General features: G+C 70.0%; 15 protein-coding genes and 1 pseudogene. 8 read left to right on the top strand and 8 right to left on the bottom strand.

Translation table 11 applies throughout. From position 1 onward, the window contains the following. Positions 1-3 precede the first annotated feature (3 nt). Both ACOZ35_RS06890 and ACOZ35_RS06885 read left to right on the top strand, forming a co-directional pair. Positions 4-453: a universal stress protein gene (locus tag ACOZ35_RS06890; RefSeq protein WP_004595210.1), complete on the top strand. Its 450-nt coding sequence runs from the start codon at positions 4-6 to the stop codon at positions 451-453. Then, complete coding sequence (locus ACOZ35_RS06885) at positions 453-1,262, top strand: DUF63 family protein (RefSeq protein ID WP_424015660.1); 810 nt, start codon at positions 453-455, stop codon at positions 1,260-1,262. The genes ACOZ35_RS06890 and ACOZ35_RS06885 overlap by 1 nt, the downstream gene beginning before the upstream one ends. Positions 1,263-1,295: 33 nt before the next feature. Here the strand turns inward: ACOZ35_RS06885 and ACOZ35_RS06880 are convergent, their stop codons facing one another. From ACOZ35_RS06880 to ACOZ35_RS06855, 6 genes are all read right to left on the bottom strand, one after another. After that, positions 1,296-1,778 (bottom strand): DUF456 domain-containing protein, encoded by a 483-nt coding sequence (locus ACOZ35_RS06880; protein WP_424015659.1) that lies wholly within the window; start codon positions 1,776-1,778, stop codon positions 1,296-1,298. 127 nt (positions 1,779-1,905) lie between these two features. Continuing rightward, a complete protein-coding gene (locus ACOZ35_RS06875; RefSeq protein ID WP_424015658.1) occupies positions 1,906-2,088 on the bottom strand; it encodes a hypothetical protein in 183 nt (60 codons plus the stop codon). Between the two features lie 132 nt (positions 2,089-2,220). Next, on the bottom strand, positions 2,221-2,802 hold the full coding sequence (locus ACOZ35_RS06870; protein WP_424015657.1) for a DUF2150 family protein: 582 nt from the start codon (positions 2,800-2,802) through the stop codon (positions 2,221-2,223). An 84-nt stretch (positions 2,803-2,886) separates the two neighbouring features. Continuing rightward, complete coding sequence (locus ACOZ35_RS06865; protein ID WP_424015656.1) at positions 2,887-3,744, bottom strand: TatD family hydrolase; 858 nt, start codon at positions 3,742-3,744, stop codon at positions 2,887-2,889. Between the two features lie 70 nt (positions 3,745-3,814). Next, on the bottom strand, positions 3,815-4,831 hold the full coding sequence (locus ACOZ35_RS06860) for a ring-cleaving dioxygenase (protein ID WP_424015655.1): 1,017 nt from the start codon (positions 4,829-4,831) through the stop codon (positions 3,815-3,817). A 625-nt stretch (positions 4,832-5,456) separates the two neighbouring features. Then, positions 5,457-6,320: a DUF7260 family protein gene (locus ACOZ35_RS06855; protein ID WP_424015654.1), complete on the bottom strand. Its 864-nt coding sequence runs from the start codon at positions 6,318-6,320 to the stop codon at positions 5,457-5,459. 207 nt (positions 6,321-6,527) lie between these two features. Between ACOZ35_RS06855 and ACOZ35_RS06850 the strand changes: the two genes are divergently transcribed. After that, complete coding sequence (locus ACOZ35_RS06850; protein WP_424015653.1) at positions 6,528-6,893, top strand: cupin domain-containing protein; 366 nt, start codon at positions 6,528-6,530, stop codon at positions 6,891-6,893. A 3-nt stretch (positions 6,894-6,896) separates the two neighbouring features. Here the strand turns inward: ACOZ35_RS06850 and ACOZ35_RS06845 are convergent. Next, positions 6,897-7,277: pseudogene (locus tag ACOZ35_RS06845) on the bottom strand (hypothetical protein); the annotation flags it as partial. Between the two features lie 107 nt (positions 7,278-7,384). Then, a complete protein-coding gene (locus tag ACOZ35_RS06840) occupies positions 7,385-9,835 on the bottom strand; it encodes a penicillin acylase family protein (protein ID WP_424015652.1) in 2,451 nt (816 codons plus the stop codon). A gap of 86 nt (positions 9,836-9,921) precedes the next feature. Here ACOZ35_RS06840 and ACOZ35_RS06835 point away from each other — a divergent pair, with 86 nt between their 5' ends. The 5 genes from ACOZ35_RS06835 (at position 9,922) to ACOZ35_RS06815 (ending at position 13,606) form a co-directional block, all read left to right on the top strand. Continuing rightward, complete coding sequence (locus tag ACOZ35_RS06835; RefSeq protein WP_424015651.1) at positions 9,922-10,662, top strand: competence/damage-inducible protein A; 741 nt, start codon at positions 9,922-9,924, stop codon at positions 10,660-10,662. A gap of 143 nt (positions 10,663-10,805) precedes the next feature. Then, positions 10,806-11,162 (top strand): DsrE family protein, encoded by a 357-nt coding sequence (locus tag ACOZ35_RS06830; RefSeq protein ID WP_424015650.1) that lies wholly within the window; start codon positions 10,806-10,808, stop codon positions 11,160-11,162. 141 nt (positions 11,163-11,303) lie between these two features. After that, a complete protein-coding gene (locus ACOZ35_RS06825; protein ID WP_424015649.1) occupies positions 11,304-11,732 on the top strand; it encodes a desampylase in 429 nt (142 codons plus the stop codon). A gap of 58 nt (positions 11,733-11,790) precedes the next feature. Then, positions 11,791-12,096 (top strand): putative quinol monooxygenase, encoded by a 306-nt coding sequence (locus ACOZ35_RS06820; protein ID WP_424015648.1) that lies wholly within the window; start codon positions 11,791-11,793, stop codon positions 12,094-12,096. 436 nt (positions 12,097-12,532) lie between these two features. Further along, positions 12,533-13,606, top strand: coding sequence for a BMP family lipoprotein (locus ACOZ35_RS06815; protein ID WP_424016045.1), 1,074 nt, complete (start codon positions 12,533-12,535; stop codon positions 13,604-13,606).

Here is a 13,606-nt window from a genome sequence, read left to right as displayed (position 1 = left end):
GGTATGACCGATCTCGACATCGACCTCGTCCTCGTGCCCGTCGACGGCAGCGAGGAGTCGCACGAGGCGGTCGATTACGCCATCGCGGTCGCGAGCGAGTACGGCGCGAGCGTCCACGCGCTGTACGTCCTCGACGAGGAGGTCGTCCGCGCCATCGACCACGGCGTGGTCGACGAGAGCGAGGTAGCCGACGACTCCGAGGCGTTCACCGACTCCGTCGCGCGCCGCGCGGAGGCCGCCGGGGTGCCCCACAGCAACTCCATCGCGTACGGCTTCTCCACCTCGGTGAAGACCGTCCACCCCGGGAGCGTCGTCCTCGACACGGCCGAGGAGCTGGAGTCCGACTTCATCGTCGTCCCGCGCGAGCCGGTCTCCGGCGACCCCGGCGAGGTGCTGGGGAAGGCCGCGGAGTACGTCCTTCTGTACGCGAGCCAGCCCGTCCTGTCCGTCTGATGGTCGGCGGCCTCCTCCCGGCGGGCACGACGCTTCCTCCCCTCCCTCACCTCCTCGTCGTCCTGCTCGCGATCGGCGCGGTCGTCGCCGCGCTCCGCCGCCGGCGTCCGCGAGTCACCGCGCGGCGCGTGCTCGCGCTCGCCCCGTGGATGGCGCTCGGCTCCGCCGCACACGTCCTCTACGTCGTCGACGCGCTCCCGTCCTCGCTCGCGCCGTTCGCCGGCTCGCCGACCGTCTACCTCACGGTCGGATCGCTCGCGGGCGCGGCGTGGCTCACCGCCGACGCTGCCCGACCCGACCGCGTCGCCGCGACGCTCGCGGCCGCCGGCGTGCTCCTCCTGGTCCCGGTCGTCGTCGTCGCGGTCGGCACCGGCCTCTCTCCCGCGGGCGCGCGCTGGTCGACGGTCGCGCTCGCGCTCACGATTCCGATCGCGGCCGCCGCGTGGATCGGCCTGACTCGCTTCCGACCCGAGGCCGCGGTCACCGGCGGCGTCGGCGCGCTCGCGGTGTTCGGGCACGCGCTCGACGGCGTCTCCACCGCGGTGGGGACGACGCAGCTCGGCTTCGGCGAGCGCACGCCGCTCTCGCGGATCCTGCTGGAGATCGGCGGACTGCCGTCGCTTCCGGTCGTCGGCGAGGGATGGCTGTTCCTCCTCGTGAAGCTCGCGGTCGCGACCGCCGTCGTGTGGCTGTTCGCGGCCTACGTCCGCGAGGAGCCGGCGGAGGGGTACCTCCTCTTGGGCTTCGTCGCCGCGATGGGGCTCGGCCCGGCGGCGCACAACCTGCTGCTGTTCTCCGTGGCCGCGTGAGGAGGGGGCCCGAGCGGCGCGCTCCCGGTCGCTTCACAGGACCGCCAGCGCGAACGCGACCGTGACGCCGGCGAGCAGGACGGCTTGGACGAACGCGCTGGCGAGGGCGCCGACCACCGCGTAGGCCGCCTGCCGAGCTGCCTCGCGCGTGTCGCCGTCGTGTTCGTTCAGCGCGGCGAGGAAGACGGTGCCGCCAAGTCCGACGACGAGTCCGATCGGGCCGAGCGGGATCAAGAGGGCGATCCCCACCAGCGTCCCGACGACGACGGTTCGGGTTGAGGCACCGCCGAGCCGCCCGGAGACCATCCCCGACGCGACGTCAGCGGCGGAGGCGAGCAGCGAGACGAGGACAAGCGCGAGCACCACGGCGAGGCTCGGCTCCGCGAACCCAGTGGTGTACGCGTAGCCGACGACGGTCAACGCCGCGAGGACGCCGCCCGGCACGAACGGGACGAACGAGCTGGCGGTCCAGACGACGAGCAGCGCGATCGCCAGTCCGGCCGCGAGGGAGACCATACGGAGGTAACGTCGCGCGCGGTGAAAACGCTTCACCCGACTCCGTCCCCGCCGCAGCCCGTCTGTCGACGCCGTCGCTCGCGACGGCGAACAGAGCCGGGCGGAGAGGCTGGTCCGGCAGCGGTGATCAGGCCGAGCCGGTCTGCCATCCGATGAACTTCTCGAACCCGTACGTGAATCCGAGGAAGACGGCGGCGAACACGACCCACCGAAACGCGTCGAACGTCCCCGTGAAAGCGAGGACGTTGAATATGTACGACAGCGATGCGCCGACAAACGCGGCCACGTAGAGGTTGCGACGGAGGTCCATGGCGGGCGCTCGGTGAGATTCGGGTTAACTCTTCCCCCGGTCCGCGTCACGCGGACCGGTCAGTCCCGGGTCCCGGCGTCACCGGAACGCCGCCGTCCCGGACGACTTGGTCTCTCGCCCGCCGCTCGCCGATCAGTCCTCTTCTTCGACGACTTCCGGGTCCTCGATGGCCGACTGGAGGGAGTCGAGCCCGTTGACCCACTCGGAGACGAGGCCGTACGCGAGGTCCTCGACGAGCTCGATGTCGAGCGTCTCGCCGTCGATGATGCGCGTGCCGGCCTGCACGACGTAGCCGAGCGCGGCGTCGAGGTCATCGCTCTCCTCGGCCTCGGCGGCCGCGCGCACGAACTCGCTCACGTCGCCGTCGACGACGCCGCCGACGACGTACTCCTCGGCCGCGTAGAAGACGGGGACGAGCGAGGTCTGGACGCCGTCGATCAGCATCACCTTGTCCTCGTCGTCGAACTCGACGTCGTCGAGGACGATCTCCCGGATGTCGCGGACCTCCTCGACGGCGCGGTCCTCGTCGATGCGGCCGTCGTCGAACGCGGCCAGCACCTTCACCACGGCGATCGCGGCGTCGTCCTGGAGGTTGAGGAGGAGCCGCGCGGAGTCCTCGTTCTCGGGGTCGATCTCCTCTTCGGCCAGCCTGTCGAGCCAGTTCTGCCAGCGTTCGTCGGTATAGAACGTTTCAACGGCGTCGTCGTCGGTCATGTCCCGTACGTCGCCCGGCCAACTCAAATGCCTTTCCTATCGATCGCCGCCCGAGACCGTGTCTCACCCGCGTGAATCCCGGAATCAGGCCTCTCTCTCCAGCGTCGCCTCGGTGTCGATTCCGTACACCGCGCGGGGGGTCTCGACGTGCGCCCGCCGGACCGCCTCGTCGTACCCCTCCGCCAGCAGCCAGCGCACGCGCCGCGGGACGGTCTTCGGGCCCAGCACCATCCCCGGTCGGTCGGGGTCGTCGACGTAGTCCGTCTCCATCAGGAACGGTTCGCCCGCCTCGGCGGCGCGCTCCAGCCGCTCCTTGTCGCTCATCACGCTCGGCGTGACGCCCGCCAGTTCGCCGGCGGCGTAGTGTTTGACGACCTTTGCGGGGTCGAGGCCCACCTCCTCGGCGACCGCGGCGAGGTCGGTCAGGTCCTCGGTGGCCTCGGTGTGGAGCTGGACCGCGCAGTCGACGTCGGCGCCCAGTTCGAACGCGCGCCGCGTGACCGCGTTCGACGCGTCCCACACCGCGTCGCTCACGTCGTAGTGCGGGCGCCCGGACTTGAGCGCGAGCGCGTCCCCCTCGGCGACGTACTCGCTCGCGACCTCTAGCCCCCCGCGCATGAGGTCGCGAGCCGCCTCGGGCGAGAAGCCGCGCTCGTCGACGAGCCGGCTGATCAGGCCGGGGTGGACGCCGAGGACGGGCCACGCGCGCCCCGGGAGCGCCTCCGTCGCGGCCGCGACCGTCTCCAGCGTCTCCTCGAAGACGGCTCGGAAGTCGTCGGGCTCGTCCGGCTCGACGCCGAGCAGCCACGAGGGCTTGTTCACCACGAGCAGGTGGGTGCCGCCTAGGTGGACGAACTCCTCGACGGCCTCGACGCCGCGGCCGTGTCGCGGGTCGAGGTGGAGGTGGTTGTCCAGCACCGGCGTGCCGAGGTCCTCGGTCATGGGAGGGCGTTCGGCCGCGCGCGATTAGAAGGATCGGTCTGCGGCGGGCGGAACTTCGGCGGGAACTCTTTCAGTCCGCGCGGTTCGCCGCGAACGCCGCATCGGACCGCGGAATCGTCACGTCCGCGAGGCCGGACTCGATCTGGTCACGGCGGTCCTCGAACCGCCCGGGCAGCACCAAGCGCTCGCCCAGTTCGTCGAGGGGCTCGTCGCTCGCGTACCCCGGGTCCGCGGTGGCGAGCTCGAAGAGGACGCCCGCGAACTCCCGGAAGTAGACCGACCGGAACCAGTGGCGGTCGATCTGTTCGGTCGGGCGCAAGCCCAATGACGCGACCGCGTCGCGCATCCCGGACTGGTCGGCGTCCGTCGGCGTCTGGAAGGCTACGTGGTGGACCGTGCCGCGCCCCGAACTGCCCTTCCGGTCCGTCTCGACGACGTCGACGTACTTGCCCACGGACCCGCTCGCGGCGAAGCGAGTCCGGTCGTTTCCGGTCGCGGCGTCCGACTCGGCGTCGGCCTCCGTCAGCCCCATCGTGCGGAGGAGCCCCTCGGTGCGGTCGGCCTCGCCGAGCCACAGCGTCACGGAGTGGAAGCCGCGGATCGCGGCCGACTCGGGGACGAATGCGGTCCACGGCGTCGTCGGGTCGTCGTCGGGGATCTCGACTTCCACCAGTTCGACCGGGAGCCCGTCGGGGTCGCGGAAGGGGAGCACCGTCTCGCCGAAGCGCTCCTCGCGGGCGTCGTAGTCGACGCCGCGCTCGTCGAACCGCTCCTCCCAGTAGTCGAGGCTCCCCTCGGGCACGCGGAAGGCGGTGCGGGACACCTGTCCGGCGCCGACCTCGCCCTCCGGCAGGTCCGTCCACGGGAAGAACGTCATGCTGGTGCCGGGGTTCCCCTCGGCGTCCCCGTAGAAGAAGTGGTACGTCCCGGGGTCGTCTTGGTTGATCGAGCGCTTCACGAGTCGGAGCCCGAGCGTCTCGACCCAGAAGTCGAGGTTGCGTTGCGGGTCGCCCGCGACGCAGGTCACGTGGTGGATTCCGGGGGTGGGAGTCGGGCCGTCGCCGCCGTTCTCGGATTCGTTGGTCATGTTACGGGGTACGACCCGGAGGGACTTGAATCGGCGCGGACACGTGTGTTACCGGGTCGGGTGTGCGTCGATGAAGAAAGTCGATCGGAGGATGCGGTTTATAAATAATCGTGAGCCGCAGCGACGTCATTGATAAACAAACCGCGGTGGCGCGTGCCTGCGAGGCCGCCTTGCGGCCGAGCAGCACGCGCGAGGGACGCGGTGAGAGAGGGGTGACCGAAGGGAGCCCCGAGCGAACCGCGAGGCTGGGGAGGTGTGAGGTGCTGTGCGGTGCTGGGCGGGACTCAAAGGGGCAGCCGCGAGGCGGGCGTACACTCGTTGCGCTCCTCGGTCGCTCACTACGTTCGCTCCCTGCGGTGCTTACGTCGTCTACGCCCGCCTCGCGGCTGGGGCTTTGGAGACGTTCGGCGTCGTTATGCGAGCGGTCACGTATAGCCGAGCGGCTGGGGCTTTGGAGGTGTTCGCCGCCGTCCCGCTGTTAGCCACTTATAAACGAGCGGCTGGGGCTTTGGAGGACCCACCGCTGGACCGCCTTTGGTTATAAATATCGTCGCTTCTCCGTATCGACCGCAACCGAAACGGAACGCGTCCGCATGCGAAAATTTCTCCGGATCGAACCGACAGATCAGCGAGCCCGCGCCATCGCTCGTTCGATCCGCTCCCGGAGCCCCTCAATTCGGTCGCCGACCGCGCCGACCGCCGCCAACACCGGATACGTGACGTTGAGGTCCTGGTAGCAGTACCCCGGCAGGTCGATCTCGTCGCCGAGCGCGAGCCGGCGCTCGTGGTCCGCGAGCACGCGCTGTCGGCGGGCCGCGATGCGGTCGCAGTCCTCGCGAAGCGCCTCGGTCCGGGTCCGGCAGGCGTCGAGCGCGCCGAAACCGAGGGCCTCCGGTTCGTCGCCGCCGCCGATCTCCGCTTCGATCGCCTCGATCTCCGTCCGGATCGGTTCGAGACGGGACTCCGCGCGCTCGACCGATTCGATCTCCGACTCCACGGCGTCGAGGAACGCCTCGCGCTCCTGAACCGCGGTCTCGACCGCGCACAGCAGCGAGCGCTTGTACTCCTCGTGGAAGCAGTCCGTCCGCGTGAGCGCGTACGCGAGCTCGGGACCGAACTCCTCGGCGACGCTCCGCTCGTAGGTGTCGTCGTACTCCGCCTCGTAGTGCGGGACCGACATCACCGTGGCGCGGTACGCGTCCCGCACCGCGACGAGCCGGGAGCCGGGCGACGCTGTACCGCCGGCTCCCCCGGTCGTCCCCCCGATCGCGCCGCGGACGCCGGCCGGTCCGCCCGCGCCGCCGAACCCGTCGACCGTGCCCGGGTCCGTCGGATCGGCATTCCCGCTCTCGTCCGGAATCGACGACACGCGGCCGCGAAACGCCCGGAACGCCTCGCGCTCGTCGACGACCCGGCGCCGCTCTACCCGGAGCTCCGCTCGCGCCGCCCGGATCGGGTCGCTCCCCTCGTCCGCGTGAGTCGCTGCCATACGTCGCGCCACGTCGAGACCGCCCGTAAACGCTTATATGAGGGGTATCGCGGCCGTACGAGCGGTCCGGACCGCTCCGGAGGGGTATATATTCTCCTCCCTGTCCCCCTCCCGTCCCCGTTCCCGTCCCGGTCGCCTGCGGACGCGGTCTCCCGTCCACCGGCCCCGGTGGACAGCGACTTTACCGCGCCGCCCCCGACCGACGGTATGGAGAAGGTGTCTCTCGCCGAGGCGTTCGACTCGTTCGACGAGACGTGGTCGCCGCGGCTCGCCGGCGAACTCAACGGGCAGGCGGTGAAGCTCGCGAAGGCCGACGGCGAGTTCGTCTGGCATCAACACGAAGACGCCGACGAGCTGTTCCTCGTCAACGCGGGTCGGCTCCGGATCGAGTTCCGCGACGAGGCGGACGCGGTGCTGGAGGCGGGCGAGTTCACGATCGTCCCGCGCGGGACCGAACACCGGCCCGTCGCCGAGCCCGAGGCGGAAATCGTCCTCTTCGAGCCGAGCGAGACGCGCAACACGGGCGACGTGGAGAGCGACGAGACAGTGACCGAGTTAGAGCGTCTCGACTAACCCTCACGCCACCACGGCCCGCGCCAGCGACCCGAACAGCGGCAGCCCCAGCCCCGCGCCGACCGTGACGTAGACGATTGGGAGCATCTCCGGCACCGCACCGGCCGACGGACCGAGCGAGAGCGCGAACGCGGCGAGACAGACCACGCCGGCGCCGAACGCGTAGCCCGCCCCCCGCCGCATCGTCGGCGCCGCGAGCGACGCGAGCGCCCCCGCGGCGATCAGCCCGAGCCAGTGGACCGACGCGAGCCCGACGCCGGCGACGAGCGCGGCGACCACCGCGAAAGCGTGCGGGCCTCGCTCGGTCCTGACGCGCTCGCGGAGCGAGGGCGACTCCGAGGGCGCGGTCGACTCCGAAGGCTCAGCCGACTCCGAAGGCTCAGCCGACTCCGAAGGCCCAGCCGACTCCGAAGGCTCAGCCGACTCCGAAGGCCCAGCCGACTCCGAAGGCCCAGTCGACTCCGAACCCCCGGTCGATTCGGGCGCGTCGCTCATTGCGACCCCTCCGTCGACGGCTCGAATCGGACTACCGGGTCGCCGCCGGCCCCGAGCGGCATCGGGCGCTGGTCGTTGTCGAGCCAGCGCCGGAGCTGGTCGTCGTAGTGCTCCGAGAAGTAGTCGCCGGAGTTCCCACCCGGGAGGACCGCGGTCGCGTCGGTCCCCGGCCGCACGGCCATCCGCCAGCTCGACCCGACCGCGGACTCGACGCGGTAGTTCTTCACGGTCGCGGGCGAGCCGTCCGCGGGCAGCTCCTCGTAGTTCAGGAACGGCGCCTCGCCGCCCAGCGGGTGACTCATCGCGCGGGTGGTGTTGTAGTCGCCGTACCGGTCCCAGTCCTCCGAGCCGGCCGCGCCGATCTCGTCGAGCGCGTCGCGGAGGGCGGCGACCGCGAGGTCGCCCCGGGAGCGCCCGTCGAACAGCGGGTCGTCGTCGGGGAGCCGCGCGAGCGTCCAGTCGCTCGGGTAGTACTCCTCGCCGAGGTCGGCGTCGGAGAAGGCGGGGCCGAAGACGCGCTCGCGGAACTTCGGGAGGTAGCGCGCAAACACCAGCGCGGCGCGGGAGTCGCGTCGCATCCGGTAGTCCCACTCGTCGAGGTCGTTGGCGGCGTCGATGACCGGCGGATCGAAGCCGTGCCGGTCGCGGACCGCCTCGACCAGTTCGGGGACGAGCTCGGCCGCGCGGCCGTCGCGCACGTCGTTCTGGAGCGCGCGGTGGAAGTCGGGGTCGGTCGACCCTTCGTCGCCGGAGTCGCCCTCCCCGCCCCCGCCGGCCGCCTCGGCCAGCCGGTCGGCGATCCGCGCGCCGCGGTACGGCGCCGCGTAGTCGACGCCGACGTAGTGGATCGGGTCGTCGATCGGGCGCTGGTTCGCCGTCGAGAGGACGTCGGGATCGATCGCGTGCGGCTTCTCCGCGAAGGGGACGAACCCCTCCCACGAGGACTCGCCGAACGGCTCGAACCCCGCCCAGTCCCCCTCGCCCGCGGAGCCGTCGAAGATCCGGTCGCCGTCGACGACTTCGCCGTCGATACGGCGGATCGGAAGCCGGCCGGTCGCGAAGTAGAGCGTCCGGCCGTCCGCGTCTGCGTACACGAGGTTCTGCGTCGGCAGGTCGAAGTCCCGGGTCGCCGCCAGCAGGTCGTCGATCCCCTCGCTGCGCCCGTAGGCCTCGATCGCGGCCGTGGTGCGCGTCGCGGTGTGGCCGGTCCACGCGACGCCGACCGTCCGCCCCTCGCGCTCGATCAGGGGGCCGTGGACGGTGCGGCGCACGCGGAGCTCGCGGTCCTCGCCGCCCGCGACCGGGATCGTCTCACGCTCGTCGACCTCGAAGTCGCGCGACTCGCCGTCGTAGCGGTAGCGGTCGCCCGCGTCGTCGATCTCGTACCGATAGCAGTCGAGCACGTCGGCGCCGAGGTTGGTGAACGACCAGGCGCCGCGGTCGTTCGCGCCCGCGATGACGAACGGGACGCCGGAGAACGTCGCCCCGCGAACCGACCGCTCGGGCGTCTCGACCGACTGCTCGTACCACAGCGGCGGCGCTTGGAGGGAGAGGTGCGGGTCGTACGCGACGATCGGCGTTCCGCTCTCGGTGTGCTCGCCGGAGACGACCCAGCTGTTCGAGCCGACGCCCGTCGGCGACTCGAAGCCCGAGAGCCAGTCGGTCAGGGCGGGGTCGACGGGGTCGGCACCCTCACCGGCATCCGCGTTCTGCCGTCGCGCGGCGACATCCGCCTCGCCGAGCCGCGTCTCCGTCCCGTCGAGGATCGGGTAGTCGTGGTCGTACCGCTTCGGGAACAGGGTTTCCGCGCGCTCCGCGCCGAGGCGGTCAGCGACGAGCGCGCGCCGCAGTTCGCTGAAGCTCCCGGTGAGCGTCCACGATATCTGCTTCTCCATCAGCATCGAGTCGACGGGGGTCCACGGCTCGGGGTCGTAGCCGATCAGCTCGAACTCCAGCGGGAGCGGGAGGTCGTCCATCGCCGCGTTGACGCCGTCCGCGAACGCCTCGACGAGGGGGCCGGCGCGGGTCTCGGCGACGACCTCCCAGGTCGCTTCCGCGGCGTCGGCGAACCCCATCGCGACGTTGAACTCGTCGCTGTCGAGCGTCGCCTCGCCGATCACCTCGGAGAGCCGCCCGCGCATGACGCGGCGCTGGAGGTCCATCGCGAACAGCCGGTCGAACGCCTGACAGTAGCCGACCGCGAAGTACGCCGCGGGCTCCGCGTCCGCCTCGATCTGGGGAACGCCGAACTCGTCGCGGGCGACCGTCGCCGCCCCGTGCGGGCTCTCGACGGTCTCGGGGAGGGACCTGTCGGCCGCGTCCCACGCCTCGCCCGACAACGGGGCGAACGAGTCGAGGAGGTCGGCGGCTTCGCTCGCCGCCAGCCCGGCGCTCCCGGCGGCGAGGACGCTCGCGAGGACCGCGCGGCGCGTGGTGTCGCGTGTCACCTCCCGACCGAGGCCGCGGTCCCTCATTATTATTCGGGTCGAACGCGGCGGGAAACGTATCCGTCGGCCGCACCTACGACGCGCCGATGGAGGTCGCGCTGATCACGGTCGGGGACGAACTGCTCTCGGGCGACACGGTGAACACGAACGCGAACTGGCTCGCTGCCGAGTTGAGCGAGCGCGGCGTCGCCGTGGCGCGGATCCTCTCGATCCCGGACGACAGGGCCGAGATCGCGGCGCGGGTCCGGGAGTACGCCGCCGACTTCGACGCCGTGATCGTCACCGGCGGGATCGGCAGCACCCCCGACGACGTGACGATGGAGGCGGTCGCGGACGCCTTCGACCGCGAGATGGCCCCGACCGACCTCACGCGCGAGTCGGTCGAGCAGCGGCTGGCCGCGATCCGCGAGCGAGTCCCCGACCGCGAGTTCGATGTCGACGTCGGGGCGGAGGCGTCGGTCCCCGAGGGGAGTCGGCCCCTGGTGACCGAAGCGGGGCTCGCGCCGGGCTGCGTCGTCGAGAACACGTACGTCCTGCCCGGCATCCCCGACGAGCTGAAGGCAACGTTCGAGACGGTCGCCGACGAGTTCGCGGGCGACCGGCGCTCGAAGTTCCTCTACACCGTCGAGCCGGAGTCGAACATCATCGCCGCCTTGGAGGAGGCGATGGACCGATTCGACGTCGCCGTCGGCTGCTACCCCGACCGCGAGGCCGACCACAACCGGCTGAAGGTGACCGCGACCGACGACGAGGCGCTCGACGACGCCGCGGCGTGGCTGCTGGAGAACGTCGACGCGAGCGAGTCGCCGGTGTCGCGGGACTGGTGAGGGCAGGCTCGCGCGAAAATGATGGTCCGACGGCGTCCGGGTCGAGCGCCGGTCCGCCGGCGTCCGGGTCGAGCGCCGGTCCGACGATCCGAACACACAGCCGCGGACGGGTTTTGTACGAGTCCGATTTATAAGGGAATACGATGGCAAAAGCAGCAATCGTGATTCTCGCCGGCAACGAATCGCACGCCGACTACGGCCGCCTCGCGAACGCCCTCGAAGCGGCGAAGGAGTTCGCGGAGACCGAGGGAGACGAGCTGGAACTGATCTTCGACGGCGCCGGGACGCAGTGGATCCCGGAGCTCAAAGACGAGGAGAGCGACTACCATGAGCTCTATCAGGCGGTCCGCGACGACGCGGCGGTCTGTGAGTACTGTTCGAGCGCGTTCGACGTCGCCGACGCCGTCGCCGACTCCGGGCTGGCCACTCTCGCGGAGTACGACGGCCACCCGAGCATCCGCTCGCTCGTCGACGACGACTACGAGATAATCACGTTCTGAGCGGCTCTGTCCGCCCGCCGGCTCGCACTCGTGCTCTGTTATATCGTCCCTCCCTGTCTCCAGCGACTGTCGGTGCATCCGACGCCTCGTCTCGGTTCCCGGGCGGAACGGACTTATCCGGACGTCGGGCCATCGTCGGGTATGATCGAGTTCACGCGGGCGGCGTACGACGACATCGTCTCCCGGGCGTACGAGGGCGGGGAGACCGAGGTCTGTGGCGTGCTTGCCGGCGAACGCGGCACCGACGGCGACCGGAGCATCGTCACGGAGACGCACGCCGCGGGGAACGCCGCGGAGACGCCCGAGATCCGCTACCTGATCGATCCGGCGGAGCAGCTCGAACTGATCGAGACGATCGAGGACGCGGGCCTCGACGTCGTCGGCTTCTACCACTCGCATCCGACCGGCCCGACGCACCCGAGCGAGACGGACGCCGCGCGGGCGACGTGGCCGGACCGTTCGTACGTCATCTGCGCGCTCGACGGCTACCCGTTCGTCGGGTCGTGGCGCTGGCGCGACGACGAGGAGTCGTTCGAACAGGAGACAGTCTCGGTTCGGAGCGAGCGCTGAGTGACCGCCCTCGCGACGCGCCACGGACTTATTCTTCGGCGGCGATGAAGGGGACGCGATGATAGTCCTACACGCCGCCTTTCCGATCGACTCCGAAAAGCGCGACGAGGCGCTCGACCTGATCGCCGACCTCGCGGAGAAGTCCCGGGCCGAGCCCGGGATGATCGAGTACCGACCGACGACGGACGTCGACGACCCCAACGTGATCCGGTTCTTCGAGCGGTACGAGGACGAGGCCGCCTTCGAGGCGCACTCGCAGACGGACCACTTCCAGGAGTTCGCGGCCGCACTGCCCGACCTGCTCGCGGGCGAGCCCGAGATCACCCGGTTCGAGGTCGAGTCGGCGAGCGACGTGGAGCTCTGAGGGGCGACGTCACCGGTCTCGTTTTCAGCGGTTTACTCCGGGGAACCGGCCTGTACGTTACGTGGACCTCGAACGGCTGCCTGCCGCGGACGTTTCGCTCGATCAGGTGTGAGTCGGTCCCGCTCGACGAGGAGTCAGTCGGTCCCGCTCGATCAGGTGTCAGTGCGTCTCTGCCAGCTCGTCCCGGTCGAGGAACGTCCCGGCCGTCGCCCGTCCATGCCTCCTCGAACGCCTTGCCGGGAACCGGTTCCGGATCACATAGCGACCAAAAACTCATCCATTTCTGTCTTCTCGGTGAATATTTTCAAAAACTAACATGTGATAATAAATACTTTTTTAATGTAGAAGCGTCGACTCCGGGAGTGTGATGTCTAACACAAAAAATACTGAAGGATCCGAAGAGACTGAGGGGAGCGCCGTGATCGGCCGCCGGTCCATGCTCGCGACGGGGGGGACCCTCGTTGCCGGAACGGCTCTCTCCGGTTGTCTCGGCGGCGGAGACGGGGGCGACGGCGGTGACGGCGGCGACGGGGGATCCGAATCGACGACGAACATCGCGATCGTCTCGAGTCCCGCCGGGTTCGACGACAACGCGTTCAACGACTTGGCGGTCGACGGGCTCGAAGCCGCACAGGAGGAGTACGACATCGAGATCAATCAGGTCGAGGAGACCGAGCAGTCGAACTACCAGTCGACGCAGTCGAACCTCGCCGAGAGCGGCGACTACGACCTCATCGTGCTGGTCTCGTACAACCACACCGAGGCCCTCACGCAGAACGCCGCGGAGTACCCCGACCAGAACTGGATGCTCATCAACGCGCACGTCGATGAGCCCAACGTGGCCGGGTACACGTGGGCCAACCACGAGATGTCCTACCTCGCGGGCGTCTTGGGCGGGACGATGACCACCGAGGAGCTCTCCCACGAAGGCAACTCGAACGATCCGAGCAACGCCCACATCGGCTTCGTGGGCGGCGTCGACGGATCGCTTATCAACGCCTTCGAGCGGTCGTACATCGCCGGCGCGGAGTGGGTCAACTCCGACGTCACCGTCGACGTCGGGTACATCGGCGATTACAGCGACACGGACACCGCCGCCAGCATCGCGTCCTCCCAGTACGACAACGGCGCGGACATCATCTTCCACGCCGCGGCGGCGGCCGGACAGGGCGTCTTCGAGTCCGCCCAGGAGAACGAACGCTTCGCGATCGGCGTCGACGCGGACCAGTCCGTGACCCTGGAGGAGTTCCAGGACGTCATCATCGGCTCTGCGGTCAAGTACATCAACGAGGGGACCCAGGAGGTCGCTTCGGCCGTCGCTGAGGACGACTTCGAGAGCGTCACGGGCGCGAACACGCTCGGTCTCGACGAGGAGGGCGTCGACCTCGTGATCGGGCAGGCGTTCGACGGCGAGATGCCCGACGTCGTGTCGCAGAACATTCAGGACGCGAAGGACGGAATCACGAGCGGCGACATCGAGGTTCCGTGTACCGCCTCCGGCTGTAACTGA

It is taken from the genome of Halorubrum xinjiangense (assembly GCF_049604745.1).
Classification (GTDB): Archaea; Halobacteriota; Halobacteria; order Halobacteriales; family Haloferacaceae; genus Halorubrum; species Halorubrum xinjiangense_A.
This window is presented reverse-complemented; position numbering and strand designations above follow the sequence as displayed.

Coding starts and splice junctions, on each gene's coding strand:
- ACOZ35_RS06835 (WP_424015651.1), top strand. CDS start 9,922: ATGGAGGTCGCGCTGATCACGGTCGGGGACGAACTGCTCTCGGGCGAC.
- ACOZ35_RS06870 (WP_424015657.1), bottom strand. CDS start 2,802: ATGACCGACGACGACGCCGTTGAAACGTTCTATACCGACGAACGCTGG.
- ACOZ35_RS06885 (WP_424015660.1), top strand. CDS start 453: ATGGTCGGCGGCCTCCTCCCGGCGGGCACGACGCTTCCTCCCCTCCCT.
- ACOZ35_RS06860 (WP_424015655.1), bottom strand. CDS start 4,831: ATGACCAACGAATCCGAGAACGGCGGCGACGGCCCGACTCCCACCCCC.
- ACOZ35_RS06875 (WP_424015658.1), bottom strand. CDS start 2,088: ATGGACCTCCGTCGCAACCTCTACGTGGCCGCGTTTGTCGGCGCATCG.
- ACOZ35_RS06855 (WP_424015654.1), bottom strand. CDS start 6,320: ATGGCAGCGACTCACGCGGACGAGGGGAGCGACCCGATCCGGGCGGCG.
- ACOZ35_RS06890 (WP_004595210.1), top strand. CDS start 4: ATGACCGATCTCGACATCGACCTCGTCCTCGTGCCCGTCGACGGCAGC.
- ACOZ35_RS06880 (WP_424015659.1), bottom strand. CDS start 1,778: ATGGTCTCCCTCGCGGCCGGACTGGCGATCGCGCTGCTCGTCGTCTGG.
- ACOZ35_RS06825 (WP_424015649.1), top strand. CDS start 11,304: ATGATCGAGTTCACGCGGGCGGCGTACGACGACATCGTCTCCCGGGCG.
- ACOZ35_RS06865 (WP_424015656.1), bottom strand. CDS start 3,744: ATGACCGAGGACCTCGGCACGCCGGTGCTGGACAACCACCTCCACCTC.
- ACOZ35_RS06850 (WP_424015653.1), top strand. CDS start 6,528: ATGGAGAAGGTGTCTCTCGCCGAGGCGTTCGACTCGTTCGACGAGACG.
- ACOZ35_RS06815 (WP_424016045.1), top strand. CDS start 12,533: ATGCTCGCGACGGGGGGGACCCTCGTTGCCGGAACGGCTCTCTCCGGT.
- ACOZ35_RS06830 (WP_424015650.1), top strand. CDS start 10,806: ATGGCAAAAGCAGCAATCGTGATTCTCGCCGGCAACGAATCGCACGCC.
- ACOZ35_RS06820 (WP_424015648.1), top strand. CDS start 11,791: ATGATAGTCCTACACGCCGCCTTTCCGATCGACTCCGAAAAGCGCGAC.